The sequence below is a fragment of the Mucilaginibacter sp. OK098 genome (genome assembly GCF_900142915.1).
Taxonomy (GTDB): Bacteria; Bacteroidota; Bacteroidia; order Sphingobacteriales; family Sphingobacteriaceae; genus Mucilaginibacter.
Genome location: NZ_FRCM01000001.1, coordinates 1,637,455 through 1,655,608, shown reverse-complemented (window position 1 = coordinate 1,655,608; position 18,154 = coordinate 1,637,455). Strand labels below are relative to the sequence as shown.

Genomic DNA, 18,154 nt, shown 5'->3' with positions numbered 1-18,154 from the left:
TGCCGAACCTTTAACACCGGCAGTTGAATCAACGTTTTTACAGATCAGGAGACCTCCGCCTCCACCACCCCCTCCGCCATTGCCTTTTGGCAGGCGTCATCGCCGGTACAGGCATCACCGGGCCAGGATTCATATCCGTTTGCCAGCACCGCCACCACCACCAGCACCGCCACCACGTCCATAATTAAGCTTAAAGTGAAAAGCTCAAAGCGGAAAGAAAATATTTGAAGATCAATGTTTAATAGATCTGATAAAATAGTAAAGCCCTTCAATTTTAGTTGAGGGGCTTTTTATGTTCCCTATTTTGTCATTGAGGTCGAAGCAATCGCAACCTTTACAGAGCGAACAGAATAGTGTGGAATCTGCAAAGCGTGAAGGCACAGTTCGCGATTGCCACGCTGCGTTCGCAATAACAAGAATGGTTTATTATGCCAGATCTATCGTTGGCCCACTGGTGTGTTTTTGGCGCTGGTACAGCTTTATCAACTGGTATAAAACGCCAACCGTAAATAATACAACCAAAGTTAAAAGTCCCATTTGGATGATGGGTGAATTTGGCCCATCGGCAACGGGGTGGCTTATTGGCAACCGGGTTAAGGTTTCAACAACCGCGGGGATGAAGGAGAAAAATAAAGTTAACGACATCAGGAACACCTGGAGATAAGCAGCGCTTTTTCCAAGAAATTTAAAGGATGTTGCAAAATAGGCTATCGGTAGTACAATTAAAATAATTACAGCAAGGCTGTGTCCCGCGGTTGGGTGCCCGGTCCGCATAATGGGCAAGCCTGTAATACAGGTAATTACAGTTAAAAGGACATACAGCTTTCCGCGACCGTTTGATGGGCTGATCTTCCCATCGCGCAGCAAGGCATAAAGAGCTGCAAAAATTGCAAGGATGCTTATTGCAGTGTGAATAATTCCAAGGATTGATAAGTGATTCGGCATGATCTTATAGTTTAAGCGTTTAAGGATGCTTAAATATAAAAAAAAGCTCGTAGAGGCGCAATACTTTGCGTCTTTATTACGGCTTAAAAGTAAATTTCAATACGTTCCCTGCACCAACCTTATCTCCTTCATTTGAGATATAAAGATTATTCTGATTATCAAATGCTATCCCTTCAGGCTGACCGAATTTGCCCCGATTTAACGGATATACTTCTTTAACATTCCAGTTTGTATCGGCAATTACCAATAATTTATTTACAGACGACAGGATATACCATTCATTAGTCTTTGGGTTTTTACTAAGCCCTGACGGATGGAAATTCATTTTCTTTACCCCTGCCAGCTTACTAACCCTGCCAACATCAATGGTATGCTGACCGGCATTTTTTAATGAACCGTCTGCTGAAAGCTTAAGCGTAAACACAGTGCTTGTTTTACTGGTTTTTTCAATGCTGCAATGTTTGCACAGCACATAAACTGATTGATCGCTGTCATCAGCATACATTCCTTCATACTCACCTTTTGGTAACAGGCTATCCCACTGCTTTACATTGGTAGCCTCAGCTTTTTTCAGATCCAGTGGGAAAGTAAACAACACACCATCGCTGCGGAGCATTATAACCTGGTTGTTAGTAATCGCTACATCTTCATAATCACCGCCCTGGCCAAACTTTATTTGTTTCACATTCATGCTGCCAGGCTTAAAATAAAAAAGCTCGCCTTCTTCATCCTGTTCGGCAAACATCATATCCGGGTTGCCTTTGTTAAACGCAATGCCTGATATTTCGTGAAGGGCCTCAGGCATGTTATATTTTACCGGGTTGTTTAAATCGTAACCTTTCGGGCTCCGGCTTTTTTGCTGACCGGTGCATTTGATACAGAACAGGCAGGTAATTATTATAAAACAAAGAAGTATCGGCTTTGGAATGTGTTTCATATCAAACAAAATAACTTGAATTTATATATACCTCCAATTTACGGATTTGTTTAAATAGAAAAGGCCCTTTAATAAAAGAGCCTTTTATTTATTAAACTCTGTGGTCTTTGTGGCTTCTCTGTTACCTCTGTGGTTAGATTTTTTACCACAGAGATCACTAAGAGACTCACAAAGTGACACAGAGCTTTAATGAGTTTTACTTCTGCATCACCATAACGCCATTAAGTACCAATGTGCTGCCGCCATCGGCTTCAATGTTGTAAACGTTTTGTACACCGCCGGCATGTTCTGTTTTTCTTAAAACAGTATAGGTTTCATATTTGCCTTTTTGCTCGTTAAGGCATAAAACTTGCTGACCAATGGCTATTTCGCCAATTTTAAAGCTGCCCTCTTTGGTTAGCATTGGGTGGTTAGGCGTAGCTTTAAGTACTTTAGTGTTTAGGTTGACATTTAAGCCTTGAACAGTGTTTTTCTCTTTTGCTGATACCAAAACCAGTTCGGTAATGGCATAGTTTTTAGCCGCATGCACGGTAAGTTCTTTTACTTTTATTACTGATGATTTATTGGTAGCCGGGTCAACGGTAATTACCTCGTCGCCGCTTTTTACATCTTTTATTAGTTTTTTAGCGCCATTGCTCATGATAACCTCTTCGTCGCCTGGGAAACAAATGTCATTACCATAGGTTGCGGCTTCTTCCTTCATGTCTTTGCCATTATTCAATACTTTGTATTGCTGAAAGCTCATTTCCTTGGATAATACATAAGATAGTTTCAGGATGAAATTTTTCTCAACCTTGTTAATGTCATCAATATCCTGGAAGTATTTGGCCCATACTTTTGCGTCAGCAGTAAAATCAGGCACAAGGGCCTGGTATTTTTTCCCGGTTTCGCTGGTATAAAATACCATCAGGCCAATTTCCTGCATGCCCTCTTTGGCAATCAGCTTATAAAGATCAACCCGTTTTTTAAGGCCATCGCCGCCGGTAATAAAATAGGGTTTACGGCTTTCGTATCTATCAAGCACATAAGCATTGTCAAACTTTACATAAGTGTCTTTATCTAGATCGACAATGGTATAGGTCAGGGCTTTATTGTATTCATCCAATGTAAGCGGGCGTGGGTTAACAGTTGCCTGCTGGGCATTGGTTGTGAGTACGATTATAAATAGAAAAAAAGTTAAAATTAGGTTACGCATGTTAATTCGTATTGTTTATTATTATTCATTTTCGTACAGGCCTTCGACCTGCGTTAAGTTGTGTTGCCCTTTCAGGGCTTAAGAGCCTATCATACCTAAGCCCTGAAAGGGCTAAATCCATCAGCACAGGTCGAAGGCCTGTGCGAATTAAATGTTATTATGATAATTGTTTAAATGCCTCGGCAAATGCTTCCATTTCGTCCATGCGGCCAATACTTACGCGGCACCAGTCGGTGCCATTCATTTTCCAGTTACGTACACCAACACCGCGTTTCATCATTTCGCCGACAAATTTTTGTCCGTCCATTTTTAGCGGGAACATTACAAAGTTTGCCGATGACGGAATGTAGTCGTATCCCTCTTTCTTTAAGGTAGCATAAAGAAAATCTCTTGAGGCAAGTGTTTTTGCCAATGCATCCTTTAAAAAGTCGGTTTCCTGGTATGCCGCAATGGCAGCTGCCACAGTAGCTGAAGAAAGATTGGCATCCGCGTTTGTATAAAGAGATAACGCACTGATTGTTTCAGGCTGTGCTACAATATACCCACAGCGCAGCCCGGCAAAACCATATAATTTAGAAAAGGTGCGGGATACTATTATGTTTTGCCCGGCCTTTACATTAGCCATAAGCGTTGTGGATTTTGGATCAGGTAAATAATCTATATAAGCTTCATCAACAAATACCATGGTCTTTTTTGATACACGCTCGCAAAATGCCTTAAGCTTATCTGTATCTACCACTGTAGCTGTGGGGTTATTGGGGTTGCAAATGTATATGATGCCCGTGTTGTCGTCAATCTTTGCTTCTATGGCATCCAGGTCAAGCTTGTAATCTTTTGTTAATGGTACTTTAACCCATTTGCCCCCGCCGCGTACTGCATGCGATGGAAGATCATCATAAGAGGTTTCGCCGGTAATTACGGTTTTTCCACCTTTACAATAGTGCAGGGCGGCAGCCTCTAAAAGTGCAGATGATCCTGCGCTTAGCATAACATTGTTTTGCTGAATCCCCTCATAGGCAGCGATTTTTGAGCTCAGTTGTCTGATCTGTGGAAAAATATACTGGTAGCTCAAATCCAGTGAATCGATTATTGCTTTTTTAGCAGCCGGTGATGGCCCGAATGGATTTTCATTGAAGAACAAGCGCGCTTTTAATCCGGGGGCCGCATTCGCCATTATTTCCCGTTCGGCTTCAAAATTGGTGATCAGCCTGCTTTTATTAACAACCGGCATTGCTGCCAGTTTATTTATTGTACCGGATGCTAAAGCCAGTCCTCCGGCCATTAAAGCGCTGGATTTGATCCAGTTTCTGCGGTTAAGTGTGTTTGCCATGGTGGTTTTAATTTTATGAGTAATTAAGTCAGTTTATCCTTTAGTTGTTTCTGTCGGGTATTTTACCCTTTGCTCCGTTACGCGTCCATGTACGGCTGTAACCACGCTCCGCGCCGATTCAAATGCGCCCGCCATCCAGGCGTTTAAATAAGTTAAATGCTCACCGGCAAAATATACCTGCTTATCGGGCTTTAATAATACCGGGTATTGGGTTTTGCGGGTTTCATTGCTGTAAACAGCCCATCCGCCTAAATTGTATTTGGTTTTGTGCCAGCTAACTGAGAACGAACTTTCAAATTCGCTGTCATATTGTGGATGGATCAATCGCCCTTTTTGCAAGGCAAGCTTTTCGCGATCGGCATAGCTTAGTTCACCGGTGCGCTGGGCTTTTTCGTTAAAATTATAATAACCCAGTAAAATGCCTTTTTTACCCAGGTAATCATATGATGGGTAAAAGATCTGCGTCAGATCATTATTGGTATGGGTAATGCCACCGTAAATGTGCTCATCCTCTTCCCAAAAACGCCTTTTAAACTGAAGGCCGATCTTCCCGGTTTGGATATAGCTGATATAATCAATTGCCCGGCTAACGTCGCCCGAAAAATTATTGCTGATATTGCTTAATACGGGTAAAGGTATGGTGCAAATACAAATATCACCCTGTAAAACATGCTCGCCCTGTGTATCTTTATAAGTAACCTTTACGCCATTATCAATATTGGTAACGTTTGTTACCTCGGCGCCCAGTTTTAAATTTGATTCAACTTTTTTCTGTAATGCTTTTGCAATCTGGTCCATACCGCCAATAGCCTGGAACATGGTCATCTGCAGCTCGTAAGTATATTCGGCTACATTGTAAAAATCAGGGTCCATTAATCCAGATTGGATGATCTCTGCCAGTTTGTGCGGATCTGCGATTTTACCTGGCTTGTCACCGGCTCCCGGATTTTCAATATAACCGCGGCGGGCAGATGCTTTGTATAGCTTATCCGGATCAAGGCCACCTTCGGCAGCCAGGTATTCAATAACTTTTTCTGCATCTTCTTTGGTGAGACCTGTATCTAAAGTACCGTGATCAATGCTTTTTGCAAGCAGTTCGGTCATATACCCGCGGATATCATTATGTACCTCGCGAACTTTTATTTTTTTGTTGGATAGTGGGCCTTTGCCTTCGGCAAAGTAATAGGAGCCTTCGTTAACGTTGTTATAAACTTGCAGCGGGATGCCTAGTTCTTTGCAGTAGTGCAAGGTAAGTTCGTGATTGTGGGGGATGCGTGACGGGCCTGCGTTAAAATACTGGCCTTCGTCAAAGCGGGCGGTTATGGTAGGTTTGTCAGTTTCGGTGTTTGTGCTGCCATTTCTGATGCTCCAACATCGGCCGCCTGCGCGCTGGCGGGCTTCTAATATGGTACAGCTGTATCCTAACTTGTTAAGCTCATATGCACAGGTCATCCCGGCAAGGCCTCCACCTAAAATAATAATTTTTTTGCCGTTTCCGCTGCCTTGCAAGTCAAAAGCATGAGCTGGTGCAGCGCGCAGCATCCCCAAAGCCAGCATTGCGGGATAAGCTCCCCCTGCAAGCATGGCGCCTTTGCTTAAAAAATTCCTCCTGGTTATTGTTTCCAATGTTAAAGTAGTGATGGTATCGATTGTTTGCCTCTCCTAAATCCTCTCCAAAGGAGAGGACTTTAACTTCGCTCTTTTTAGAACCCTCTCCTTTGGAGAGGGCAGGGTGAGGCAAAATAAACTTTTAGCGAACTCACGTTAAATTTATGTTATTTTTAACAGAAACCCAATTTTGTTGATAAAATATGGTCGAAATAAATTATTCGTTACCCTTTTTTAAAATATTTAAAATGTATGGGGTAATTTTTAGTAATAGTGAGATAGAATTTAGTAGGTATTGTCACATCCTGTTTTGTAATTTTATCAATACTTAAAATCCTCATTATTCATTCAATCTTTATATTCGTTTAAATCCACACACAAATGATAAACTTTTACTCCCTTATGGTCAGGCAAAAGGCTTTAACCTGCTTTCTCACAATTTTACTAAACCTGGCATTTATCTTGTCTGCATCTGCGCAGCAAAAATGGCATTACAGCTTGTCTGTTGATCCTTCAAAAAAAATCGCACATATAAGTTTAGAACTAACCGGCAAGCTACCTGACACCGTTGCTTTTAAAATGCCCACCTGGACAACCGGCTACTACCAGTTTATGAACTTTGCCAAAAGTCTTTCTGCTTTTAGCGCGACCGATGAGAGCGGCAAAATCATCGACTTTAAACACACTGACCAGAATACCTGGAAAGTTGGTGTGCCACATAATAAGGTAGTGAAGCTTACCTATGATATTGAAGCTATCCGCAATTTTGTTGGCGGCAATTATTTAGATACGGCTCACGCTTACTTTTCGCCGGCGGGACTATTTATGTATGCTGATAAAAATATTTTGCAGCCCGTAACAGTTACCATAAATCAATATCCCGGATGGACACGTATAGCTACGGGGATGGATATTGTTGAGAAAGATTCTACCACTTTCCAGGCGCCTGATTTTGATGTGCTTTATGACAGCCCGATACTAATGGGTAAGCTGGAAAAATTACCCGGCTTTAAAGTAAATGGCATTCAGCACGATTTTATCGGCTATAAAATGGGCATTGCCGATAAGCAGGGGTTTATGGACGATATGAAAAAGATTGTTGAGAATGGCTCGGCTATTATCGGCGAGATCCCCTATAAACATTATACATTTTTGGGCGTAGGCCCAGGCGGAGGCGGTATTGAGCATTTAAACTCGGCATCGGTTGCGTTTACTGGAAAAGGCTTAAATACACAAGCCGGAAAAATGAGGTTATATAGCTTTTTGGCGCACGAATATTTCCACACCTATAATGTAAAACGCATCCGCCCGATTGAGCTTGGGCCGTTTGATTATGAAAAAGGGAACAAAACCGAAATGCTTTGGGTATCGGAGGGGTTTACGGTTTATTATGAATATGCTATAATCCGGAGAGCGGGGCTTACCAATGCGCAGGAAATGATAGATCAGTTCAGGGGCAACCTGCTGAATTATGAGAAAAAACCGGGCCACTTGTTCCAGTCGGCTACACAAGCCAGTATTGAAACATGGAGCGATGGGCCAAATGGCAGGGTAGCAGATGAGTTTAACAAAACCATTTCTTATTATGATAAAGGCCCGGTATTAGGGTTAATGCTGGATTTAAAGATAAGGCACGAAACGCAAAATCGTAAAAGCCTTGACGATGTAATGCACACCCTTTATTACACCTATTTTAAAAAGTTGAAACGCGGCTTTACACCGCAAGAGTTCAGAAAAGTGTGCGAAGATACGGCCGGTGTTCCGCTTGATGAGGTGTTTGAATATGCGTCAACCGTTAAGGAAGTTAATTATCACCCGTATTTTGAATATGCCGGGTTAGACATTGATGATGCCTGGAAAAAACAGCCCGGCGCATGGGCCGGTATTACTGTTGAAGGGCCAAAAGAATCCCCGGATTCCTTATTTGTAAGCGCTGTTACCTATAAATCGCCGGCCTGGGAAAGCGGCGTAAGGATTAAAAATAAAATTGTGAGTGTTGATAGCCAACCTGTAACATTGGCTTTATTGCAGGCAATAGCTACCGATAAAAAGGACGGTGATGTTATTGAAATGGAGATAATTAAAAATGGTAAGGCAGAAAAAGTAAAGATAACTTTAGGCACACAAACATCACGCAGCTTTGAAATTAAGCCTGTAGCAAATCCTAATGCATTACAGGCTGCTATCTACAAAAGTATTTTTGAGGGCGGCCATTAAGCCATAAGCATTGTTTATTTAAAACGGCCGGCCTTTAATTTAAGAGCCGGCCGTTTTTGTGTAATTTATTGCCATTTGGTGATAATTATCCTGTAATAACGATATAGCGTTAAATTTTAAATAAGATTTTATTTTAAGTATCTGATCTTTAATTGTTTAAATAATTGGTAGCATTATTGATCTTTTCAATCGTCATTATAATTAAACACACTTGAATTATTTAACGATGGAAAACTTAATTTACTTTTTTACCAGGACGATATTAATTGCATGTATATTGGTTATTGGCTACCTGATTGCCATTCCCGAAAAGGAAACCGCTGATAAATGGGATATTTGGTAACAGAATCACCTTATTGTTGTTGTATTTTAATTATTCTGTTAAACAAACCACTGTTTTTGCTTATTTTGTTATCGATTACAAATTAATCAGAATATTGACCATACAGATACCCTATGTCACTATCTTTTAATACACCAGGCAAGCCCCTGATATATTTGAAATATTTATTCATTATTACTGTTGTCTTTTTTAGTTCAAAAGGGTTTTCCCAGGCAAAAACTGATAGCATAAATGTAGCGCTTGAACCTGAATATGATAAAGTGACCGGTACACATCGTTTTCTTTTAGGGGAAAATTACAGGAAGCTATGGTCTGCAAAAGTTACGCTGAAAGTATTTCACTTGTCAAAAGAAAAAGGCGGTTTAAAGATCTTACAGCCCGGTGGTGGGATGCAAACCAAATCGCTCAGGCTGCGGGACTCAAGCGGGAAGGAGTGGGTATTGCGCACCATACAAAAGTATCCTGAAAAGGTATTACCAAAGGACTTGCGACAAACTATAGCTAAAGATATTGTACAGGACCAAATTTCCGCTGAGCATCCTTTTGCTGCATTAACAGTTCCTCCTTTAGCGCAAGCGCTGGGTATTCCGCATGCACATCCGCAGGTAGTTTATGTTCCGGACGACCCGGAATTAGGTAAATACCGTAAAGACTATGCCAACCAGGTTTTTTTATTTGAAGAACGCGAGCCTTTGGATGTTGATAAAACGGATAATGTAGGTAAGGTACAAGGAAAAATACAAGGGGATAACGATAACCGCATTGACCAGAAACTTGTTTTAAGAGCGCGCCTGCTTGATTTTTTGCTTGGTGATTGGGACCGGCACGAAGATCAATGGCGCTTTGAGCGGAAAAAAGATAGTATTGGAACCTTGTATGAACCAGTCCCACGCGACAGAGACCAGGTTTATAATAACGCATACGGTGCTTTACCCTGGCTGGCTTCGAGGCACTTGTTTATGGCCAAGTTTCAAAGCTATGGCGATCATATCCGCTCAATTAACCGCTGGAATTTGAATGGCCGTAATTTTGACCGTTATTTTTTGAATGAGCTGAATGTGCAGGATTGGGAAACTCAAATTACCTATGTACAGAGTAAGCTTACCGACCAGGTAATAGCAGATGCGGTAAAACAAATGCCGGCAAATATTTATAAGCTTAGCGGAGCAGAAATTACGGGCAAACTTATAGCGCGCAGAAATATACTGAAACAACAGGCTTTAAAATACTATCGCTTTATTTCGGCAACTGTAGAGATCCCCGCATCAGAAAGTCGGGAGTATTTTGATATAATCAACCAGGCCGATGGCAAAGTAGCAGTAACTATAAGCAAACTTAAAAAGAGTGGAAAACTTGAACGCACTACTTACCAACGCATATTTGATCCGGCGGTTACCGATGAAATAAGACTTTACGGTATTGATGGTAAAGATGTTTTTGCCGTACATGGTAATGAACATTCGCCAATAACAGTAAGAATGGTAGGCGGTAAGGGTGAGGATACCTTTTTAATAGATAGTAATATAACCGGAAAGGGAAACAGGTATGTTTATGACCGTTCAGACAAAAAGAACAACCTGCCTAAAAGTTCGCAAGCTCATTTGCGTGTCTCAACAGATACCGGGGTTAATAGCTACCATGCATTGGGTTATAAATATAATTTTCTTCAGCCACTAATATTAGGTAGCTATAATAGTGATTATGGCTTACAGCTGATGACTGACTTTATTTATCAAAAACAGGGTTTCAGAAAAGATCCGTACGCTTTCAGACAAAGTTTAGTGGTTAATTACGGATTTGGGGCAAATTCCTTATTGTTAGACTATACCGGCGAATTTAAGCAAGTTATTGGCAAGAGCGATCTTTGGATTAATATATTATCAAAGGGGCCAAACTATCAAAGCTACTTTTTTGGCCTAGGTAACGAAACACAGTACGTAAACAAAGGGGAGAAGGAAAGAAAATATTATCGTAATGTTTATAACTTTCTAAATGCTGATGTAAGAATAAAACACACCTACGGCAGTTGGATAGCAAGCGCAGGTGTTATAGCGCAATATTATAATGGCGATGAAGACAATAACCATAACCGGTTTTTAAATGATTATGATGCGTTACATCCCGATCAAAAAGTATTTACTACTCAAGCAAATGCAGGACTTATTGCCGGCCTTGTTCTGGATACACGCGACAAGGGTATAATACCACATAACGGCATGTTGTGGAATACAACCTTAACGGGCTTAAAGGGACTGAATTCTGATTCGCATAGCTATGGGCAGATAACGACTGATTTTAGCTTTTTCATAAACCCTGACAAGGACTCAATATTTGTTATTGGCAACCGGATTGGCGGGGGTACAACCATAGGCAACGCTTCTTATTATCAGCAATTGCAGCTTGGGGGCATTCAAAATTTAAGAGGATTCTACAGCAGCAGGTTTACAGGCAAAACTATGGCTTATGATAACCTCACCGTACGCCTTAAATTATTTGATTATGCCTCCTACATATTACCGGGTGCTTTCGGTATAGTTGGCTTTAACGATATCGGCAGGGTTTGGATCCCCGGTGAATCATCAAACCAGTGGCATGATGGTTACGGAGGTGGCTTTTACCTGATCCCTGCACAATTGATACTTGTACAGGCCGTAGTAGGTTTTTCAAAGGATGGAGCATATCCGTATATATCCGCTGGGTTCAGGTTTTAGGTTGATGTGAGAATGATGTGCAAATGTGCAGATATGCAAATTTGCAGATGAGAAAAATGATGTGCGAATGTGCAGATATGCAAATGTGCGGATGAGAAAAATGATATGCGACGCCGGAAGATAAATGTGCAGTTTTGAATTTTTTCATCCGCACATCCGCACATTCAAAATCCGCACAGCAATTTTAATTCTCTACAACAAATGCATTCAGTTGCTTGTAAAACTCATCGTATCTAAATATCTTTTCAAGCGACTCGCCCTGGTTGTGCAATATGCCCACCCTTAATGCCTTTAATCCGGAAACTCCCTGCAGGTCCTCTACTTCAAATTCTTCAATTTTAGGGGCCAGGATGCCATGATCCTGCAGCAGGTTTATATATTTAATATAGTCCTGTTCTTCTTCAAATTTTGAAAAAATGATGGTTATTTTGTTCTGCTGGGTAATGCGCTCTTTGGTGCCTTTTATGTAAGCCTTGTCAATCCGTTTTTTAATAACTTCGTACCTGATATTGTAAGCGCCATCAATATCAAAATGCTTTTCATCCATCCTGAAACGGATAGATATAGGCGCACTAAATATTAATATCAACGAAGTAACATTTAGCGGATAAGGCAATGTTTTTTTTAGATGATATTGCTCAATCTGCATCTCGCACAATACCAGCAACTGCCAGAAACGTAAATGTTCAAGGTGAGCCAGATCAAATGTTTTAGTGGGAGCTATAGAGGCACCAGCATATAAATTGTGCTCAACACCATCGGTTTTAAACCGTTCAAAATAATGTGGAAAATATGCCTGGGCATCTGTTTGCCTGTTATCAATTATGCTAATCAGCTTTTCATTTATTAAAGTTAAAGTAATTTCATACTTGCGCCTGTTGGCGTAAAAGTCACCGGTTATTTTATCGGTATTTCTAAAGTATTCTTTAATCAGCTTTGAAATTTCCTTGCTGAACTTTTTATTTTCTTTTAGTAGCGGGTGGATGTTTATCTCCAGGTAATTTTGAATGTGTTGCTCGGTATCAGCCTTTACCCCGGTAACCAGGTCATCAATAAAAATTTTAAGGTCAAACAGTTCCTGTTCAGCGCTAACAATATCATTTGATTGCCGCATTTGCTCAAGCAATAAAATAAGTTTTTCCAGTTGGTAACTTAAATCATTGGTAACACTTAAATTCCTGGTGATTGATGAGTCTTTTATATCAATTTGCCCATATAAAGGATATACGTCATGAAAAACTATTTCTTTAGGCGTATAACTTTTGCCGGCATTTTTACTTTGAATATGTTTTAAGGCCTCTTCCCTGAATTTCCAGTTTACGCTTGGATGTAATTTGGTGTAGTTTTTTTGTATTACCGCCTGGATCTGGTTTTGCAGATCGGTTACCTTTCTGTAAATGGTATCCACTATAAACGGCATTACGATTTCCAGCTTTTTGGCATTTACGCTGTTAAGGTCACGTGTTCTTTTTGAAACCAGCTCTAAAATACCAAGCAACATCCCGTTCTTAACAACGGGGGCCAAAATAAAACTCTGAAGGCCCTGATTTACAAAATGTTGTGATAGTTTACTGTCCGGATTTTGTGCTGCAAATTCAGGCAGGTCTGTAACTGCTATTGGGGTGTGTTTCTTAATCAGGTTTTGGTAAGAGTCAGCCCGGAGCATTTTCTGGCAATCGCCGTCGGCTTTTCCTGCCAGCATATAGCTTTTAACCTTTTGCCCCGAAGTAGTGGAGAACTTATCGTTTTCCTTATCAAAAGAAGTAAAACCAATATGAAGATCGGGAATCTTAAATATCGATCTGAATATTGTTTCGAGGCTTTCTTCCAGTTCAGATGATTCTACATCGCCTAATAAATTGCCCTTTAAACTTGAAACAGCGTTTTCAACTGTTGCATCAAATAAGGTCATTATACCGAAGCCTTTTAATATCCAGCTGTCTGGAGGGAATTTCTCTTTCCACAGCGCTAGGTCATCGTAATTATCCATTAAAAGGTCGATGTCTTCTTTGGTTAGCATTTTTGATTTTTCGGTAGGTATTATCTCCAAAAAATCGGCATTATATAAAATGCGGTAGTGTTTAGTAATGCCATCAATTGTAGGGATATCGTAAAAAAGAGGCTTGCCAAAATCTAAACGCGTTCCATAAAACTGGTTGAGTATTATACAACAGCTCATTATATAAAACTGGTGCTCATCAAAATCGCGGATGTTAAAATCAAAATCCTTGCCGGCAGCTTTTAAGATCTCCTTAAACCTGTCGGTATAATTAAATGTTAACCCCAAATAGGGGATGCTCACTGCTTTTATTTCATTTTTAGATAGGATTGCAGGAAACAGGCCCTCCAGCAAATGAGAAATTATGATTTCATTATTTGCAATCTGGTCAATACTTTCTATCCCTTCCCTTAATTCGGGAAAAGGCTGTATTTCTTTTAATAATAATTTAGCTTTTTTGGCATCAATGCCGATTTCGTTTGCTGCAATTTCTTCCAGGCCCTCAATTATTTTATGAAAGGAAAGTTTTATTTGAAATGGATTGTCTGAAAATTGCGGAACTAGCATAGTTTGATAATATTTATCATTACAAATTTACCAAAAAAATGATTATTAAGTAATTGTGAAAAGCTTGATTACATGCAGATTCGGCTATTATGGCGCTAAATCAACTTTGGTTTTATTTTAACTTAATATTCAGTGCTTTAGTTTTATTTTTTTATAAAAACAAGTGATGCGGCAGATCCCACGCCCAGTAATGCACCGGCAGTTACATCTGTTGGGTAATGCACACCAAGGTACATTCTTGAATAACTAACAGACCCTGCCCACAAAAATGCCGGTGCAATTATGTACCACTTAGGGTATGCAATTGACAGGGCGGTAGCAGTTGCAATGGTACTTGAAGAGTGGCCTGATGGAAAGGAGGTGCTGTTTGCGCGATAAACAGGTACAATATTAATATTTTGAATAAACGGACGCCTGCGCTTAACAAAATGTTTAATAAGTTCGGTAAGCCCGTATGATATGGCTGTGCTGCTTGCCACATATAAAGAATTTTGACGCAAGGCCTCGTTATGCCCAACTATACCACCAACAAGCATAGCAGCAGGAATTCCGATATCGCCATATCGGTAAGTATTCGAAAGGAATAAAAACACACCGGTTTTTTCAGGTGTGCGGGTGTTTTGAATATCAATCATCACCCGGTCGTCAAATTGTTGAATGGGTGATTGTGCTAAGGCTTTGTTTAAACAAATGGAAGATATTAGTAGTTGTATGAATATTGTCAGTATAAAGTTTTTATTGAAAAATGTAGGCATGTAACGGGGCATTTAGAACGTTTTTGCAGATTGATTGCTTATTTTTACGGTATTAAGCAAGTTACCACTATTTAAATTAACCACAAATAAAAGCTAATTTGCTATTCAAAATATCCGGCACTATGAATTATCAGCAACTACTTGAACAGGCACAGGATTATGTGCTAACCTACTATAAAGATCACGACACTTCAAGCCTTATTTACCATAACCTGGACCATACGAAAGACGTTGTGGCTGCCGCTATTAAAATAGCCAACCATTACCAGCTTAGCGACGATGATTTTTTTATTGTTTTAGCCGCAGTTTGGTTTCATGACCTGGGGTATATGGTTAATATTGACAATCATGAAGAAAAAGGCGCTGAATTAGCCGCTAAGTTTTTGGAGGAACATCATGTTAATAAAAAACATATTGACCTGGTTGCAAATTGTATAATGGCTACCAGGATGCCGCAAGCACCTAAAACATTGCTTGAGGAGATTGTTTGCGATGCAGACCTGTTTCACTTGGGTACTGATGATTTTAAAGAGAAGGACAAGCTTTTGTTTAAAGAAATTAACCTGATGCACCATGCCGATCTGAATAAACAGCAGTGGCGCGAAAAAACCATCAAATTTTTAGAGAGCCACAGTTATCATACCGATTATTGTAAAGTGTTACTTAACGACACAAAGGAGAAAAACCTGGAAGAATTAAAAAAGAAGTGGGAGAAGGAAGAGAAGGAGCAGCAAAAAGAGGAAGAAAAGAAACGGGGAAAAGAAGAAAAGAAATTACATAAGGAGGAAACGAAGTTTGGCGCAACCGTTATTGAAGATCATGAACATGCTGCAGAAGTAGATGAAGAAAAGCCCGAAGGTAAAAAGAAGAAAGATAAGGATAAAGATGAAAAGCCTGAAAAGGGAATTGAAACCATGTTCAGGATCAGTTCAAGCAATCACCAGCGTTTAAGCGATATGGCCGATAAAAAGGCTCATATTATGATAACTGTTAACTCTATTATTTTATCGGCAATTATCAGTTTGGTACTGCGCCGGCTAAATGAATATGGCTACTTGATAATTCCGTCGTTTATTTTGCTTACCGTTAGTCTGCTTGCCATGACGTTTTCTATTTTGTCAACCCGCCCATCAATACCAAATGGTGTTTTTACAAAGGCAGACCTTGAGGAGAAAAAAGTTAACCTGCTGTTTTTTGGTAATTTTTATAAAATGAAACTGGAAGACTTTAATTATGGGATGCAAATGATGATGGAGGATAAGGACTTTTTATACGGCAGCCTTATAAAAGACTTGTATGCGCAAGGTGTGGTTTTGGGCCGTAAATATCATTTGCTTCGTATAGCGTATAATATTTTCATGTTTGGCCTTATTGTAGCCGTTGTTGCATTTATTATTGCTTCAGCTTTTTTTAGTCATACAACAGCTGTTATATAAATGGGACAACAGCGTTTTTTCAACCGCGATTTAAGCTGGCTCTTTTTTAATGGACGTGTAATGGAGGAGGCTGCTAATGATAAAGTTCCGCTTTTGGAGCGGATAAAGTTCCTCAGCATTTTTTCGTCAAACCTGGATGAGTTTTACCGGGTGCGGATGCCTGTATTGCGAGCATTACAAAAGATAGGTGAAAAGGATGATAACCAGATAAATGCCGGGGAGCAAAAAGGAATTTTAAAGCAGGCGCTGGATCTGATAAATGCCCAGCAACAACGATTTGGCGCCATATTAAAAGAGCAGCTGATCCCGCTGCTAAAGAGCCGCAATGTCCGTCTTTTGTATAATGAGGCCTTTCCGGATGCAGTAAAAAAGGTGACCACTGAGTATTTTTTATCGGAAGTATTGGCTTTTTTACAGCCTGTTGCTTTAGATAATGATAACAAGTTTTTCCCGGAGAATAACAAGTTGTATTTTGTTGTGAATTTGGAGGAAGCCGAAGGGACCGAAAAATTAATTATGCTTAATATCCCATCCGATGAGCTTCCCCGTTTTTTTACAGTTAAGCCTGATAAGGAAACTTATATTGCCTTTTTGGATGATATAATAAGAAATAACCTGGATAGGATATTTAAGGATGCCAGGATAAAAGGGTGCTATAGCATTAAGGTAACGCGCGATGCTGAGCTTGACCTGCAGGATGAATACCCGGGAGACCTTTCGGACGAGATTGAGAAACAGCTAAAGAAAAGGGATCTAGGCCTGGCAACCCGCTTTTTGCACCAATCGGGCATCCCGTTACGCACCATGCAGCTGATAACCGCACAGCTTGACCTGCAAAACGCCAGCGCAACCGAAGGTGGCGTATATCATAACCTTAGGGATTTCTTCTCGCTGCCCTTAAAATCGCCCGGAACTTCCTATGAAGATTGGCCCGCGGTAAATCCCGTTGGGTTAGACGAAGCTGTTTCTGTTTCATCAATTATTGCGGATAAGGACATGATCATTCATACACCTTATCAAAGCTATCATTCAGTATTAAGATTTTTTAATGAAGCTGCTATTAATCCTGATGTTGAGGAGATCTATATTTCACTTTACCGGGTTGCCAGTAACTCGCGCATTGTTAATGCGTTAATAAGCGCTGCTAAAAACGGTAAAAGCGTGCAGGTAATGGTTGAGTTAAAAGCCCGGTTTGATGAGGCCAATAATTTAAAGTGGGCCAAAAAAATGAAAGCTGCCGGCGTTAAAATTATTTATAGTGTAACGGCACTTAAGGTGCATGCTAAAATAGCTATCGTAAAAACAAGGAAAGCCGGACGGATTGTTTACTCGGGTTTGCTGGCTACTGGAAACTTTAATGAATCTACGGCCAAGTTTTATACCGATCATATCCTGTTTACCTCGAATCCGGATCTGTTGCGCGAGATGGAGCTGGTGTTTTTGTTTTTGAGCAAGCGGGAAAAGCCGTCGCCTGATAATCAAATTGATTTTAAGCATTTGCTGGTTGCTCAATTTAACCTGCAAAGTAAATTTATTGAATTGATTGACCGGGAAATTGCCTTTGCCAGAGCCGGAAAGCCTGCGGCCATCACGATAAAAATGAATAACCTGGAAGAACAGGTGCTGATCAATAAACTATACGAAGCATCGCAGGCCGGGGTGAAAATTGAAATGATAGTGCGTAGCATTTGCTGCCTGATACCGGGTGTTGCGGGGATGAGCGAGAATATTACCATAAGGCGGATTGTTGACCGCTACCTGGAACACGGCCGCGTTTTTATATTTAATAATGAAGGCAATAAGGATGTGTTTTTAGGATCGGCCGATTGGATGAACAGGAACATCTACCACCGGATTGAGGTTTGTTTCCCGGTGTATGATAAGGCCGTGAAAAACGAGATCATTCAAATTGTTAACCTGCAATTGCAGGATAATATACAAGCTGTATTGCTTAATAATGAGCTTGAAAATGTCCCGGTGCCTAAAGGTGAACCAGCTGTGCAGGCGCAAAGGGAGATCTATAGGTTGTTATCGGGGACATAAATAAATATGTTGTCGTAGGGGCGTATCGCATACGCCCTATACAAGCGAACAGGGCATATGCGATACGC

12 protein-coding genes are annotated in these 18,154 nt (G+C 40.4%); 4 read left to right on the top strand and 8 right to left on the bottom strand.

What is annotated here, in order from left to right; translation table 11 throughout:
• Window positions 1–44: 44 nt before the first annotated feature.
• The 6 genes from BUE31_RS30645 to BUE31_RS06900 form a co-directional block, all read right to left on the bottom strand.
• Window positions 45–272 carry a hypothetical protein gene (locus tag BUE31_RS30645; protein ID WP_143167031.1) on the bottom strand — a complete coding sequence of 76 codons (228 nt, stop codon included), beginning with the start codon at window positions 270–272 and terminating at the stop codon, window positions 45–47.
• A 154-nt stretch (window positions 273–426) separates the two neighbouring features.
• Window positions 427–945: a hypothetical protein gene (locus BUE31_RS06920; protein ID WP_073401467.1), complete on the bottom strand. Its 519-nt coding sequence runs from the start codon at window positions 943–945 to the stop codon at window positions 427–429.
• A gap of 76 nt (window positions 946–1,021) precedes the next feature.
• A complete protein-coding gene (locus BUE31_RS06915) occupies window positions 1,022–1,882 on the bottom strand; it encodes an SdiA-regulated domain-containing protein (RefSeq protein ID WP_073401465.1) in 861 nt (286 codons plus the stop codon).
• Between the two features lie 196 nt (window positions 1,883–2,078).
• Window positions 2,079–3,077, bottom strand: a complete 999-nt coding sequence (locus tag BUE31_RS06910) for a Hint domain-containing protein (protein WP_073401463.1) — start codon at window positions 3,075–3,077, stop codon at window positions 2,079–2,081.
• 157 nt (window positions 3,078–3,234) lie between these two features.
• Window positions 3,235–4,407, bottom strand: coding sequence for a pyridoxal phosphate-dependent aminotransferase (locus tag BUE31_RS06905; protein ID WP_073401461.1), 1,173 nt, complete (start codon window positions 4,405–4,407; stop codon window positions 3,235–3,237).
• Window positions 4,408–4,440: 33 nt separating this feature from the next.
• Window positions 4,441–6,033, bottom strand: coding sequence for a flavin monoamine oxidase family protein (locus BUE31_RS06900; protein WP_200801867.1), 1,593 nt, complete (start codon window positions 6,031–6,033; stop codon window positions 4,441–4,443).
• Between the two features lie 363 nt (window positions 6,034–6,396).
• Between BUE31_RS06900 and BUE31_RS06895 the strand changes: the two genes are divergently transcribed.
• Window positions 6,397–8,232, top strand: a complete 1,836-nt coding sequence (locus BUE31_RS06895; RefSeq protein WP_073401459.1) for a M61 family metallopeptidase — start codon at window positions 6,397–6,399, stop codon at window positions 8,230–8,232.
• A 456-nt stretch (window positions 8,233–8,688) separates the two neighbouring features.
• A complete protein-coding gene (locus BUE31_RS06890; RefSeq protein WP_073401457.1) occupies window positions 8,689–11,286 on the top strand; it encodes a BamA/TamA family outer membrane protein in 2,598 nt (865 codons plus the stop codon).
• Window positions 11,287–11,470: 184 nt separating this feature from the next.
• Here BUE31_RS06890 and BUE31_RS06885 read toward each other — a convergent pair whose 3' ends face one another.
• Together BUE31_RS06885 and BUE31_RS06880 are read right to left on the bottom strand one after the other, a co-directional pair.
• Window positions 11,471–13,852, bottom strand: coding sequence for a GAF domain-containing protein (locus BUE31_RS06885; RefSeq protein ID WP_073401455.1), 2,382 nt, complete (start codon window positions 13,850–13,852; stop codon window positions 11,471–11,473).
• Between the two features lie 143 nt (window positions 13,853–13,995).
• Entirely contained in the window at window positions 13,996–14,607 is a 612-nt protein-coding gene (locus BUE31_RS06880) for a phosphatase PAP2 family protein (RefSeq protein ID WP_073401763.1), read from the bottom strand.
• A gap of 122 nt (window positions 14,608–14,729) precedes the next feature.
• Between BUE31_RS06880 and BUE31_RS06875 the strand changes: the two genes are divergently transcribed.
• Window positions 14,730–16,043 carry a Pycsar system effector family protein gene (locus tag BUE31_RS06875; RefSeq protein WP_073401453.1) on the top strand — a complete coding sequence of 438 codons (1,314 nt, stop codon included), beginning with the start codon at window positions 14,730–14,732 and terminating at the stop codon, window positions 16,041–16,043.
• A complete protein-coding gene (gene ppk1 / locus BUE31_RS06870; RefSeq protein WP_073401451.1) occupies window positions 16,044–18,086 on the top strand; it encodes a polyphosphate kinase 1 in 2,043 nt (680 codons plus the stop codon).
• Window positions 18,087–18,154 lie beyond the last annotated feature (68 nt).

Bases quoted from the DNA above. Each gene is read 5' to 3' on its own strand.
- BUE31_RS06890 (WP_073401457.1), top strand. From the start codon at position 8,689: ATGTCACTATCTTTTAATACACCAGGCAAGCCCCTGATATATTTGAAA.
- BUE31_RS06910 (WP_073401463.1), bottom strand. From the start codon at position 3,077: ATGCGTAACCTAATTTTAACTTTTTTTCTATTTATAATCGTACTCACA.
- BUE31_RS06875 (WP_073401453.1), top strand. From the start codon at position 14,730: ATGAATTATCAGCAACTACTTGAACAGGCACAGGATTATGTGCTAACC.
- BUE31_RS06880 (WP_073401763.1), bottom strand. From the start codon at position 14,607: ATGCCTACATTTTTCAATAAAAACTTTATACTGACAATATTCATACAA.
- BUE31_RS06920 (WP_073401467.1), bottom strand. From the start codon at position 945: ATGCCGAATCACTTATCAATCCTTGGAATTATTCACACTGCAATAAGC.
- ppk1 (WP_073401451.1), top strand. From the start codon at position 16,044: ATGGGACAACAGCGTTTTTTCAACCGCGATTTAAGCTGGCTCTTTTTT.
- BUE31_RS06885 (WP_073401455.1), bottom strand. From the start codon at position 13,852: ATGCTAGTTCCGCAATTTTCAGACAATCCATTTCAAATAAAACTTTCC.
- BUE31_RS06905 (WP_073401461.1), bottom strand. From the start codon at position 4,407: ATGGCAAACACACTTAACCGCAGAAACTGGATCAAATCCAGCGCTTTA.
- BUE31_RS06915 (WP_073401465.1), bottom strand. From the start codon at position 1,882: ATGAAACACATTCCAAAGCCGATACTTCTTTGTTTTATAATAATTACC.
- BUE31_RS06895 (WP_073401459.1), top strand. From the start codon at position 6,397: ATGATAAACTTTTACTCCCTTATGGTCAGGCAAAAGGCTTTAACCTGC.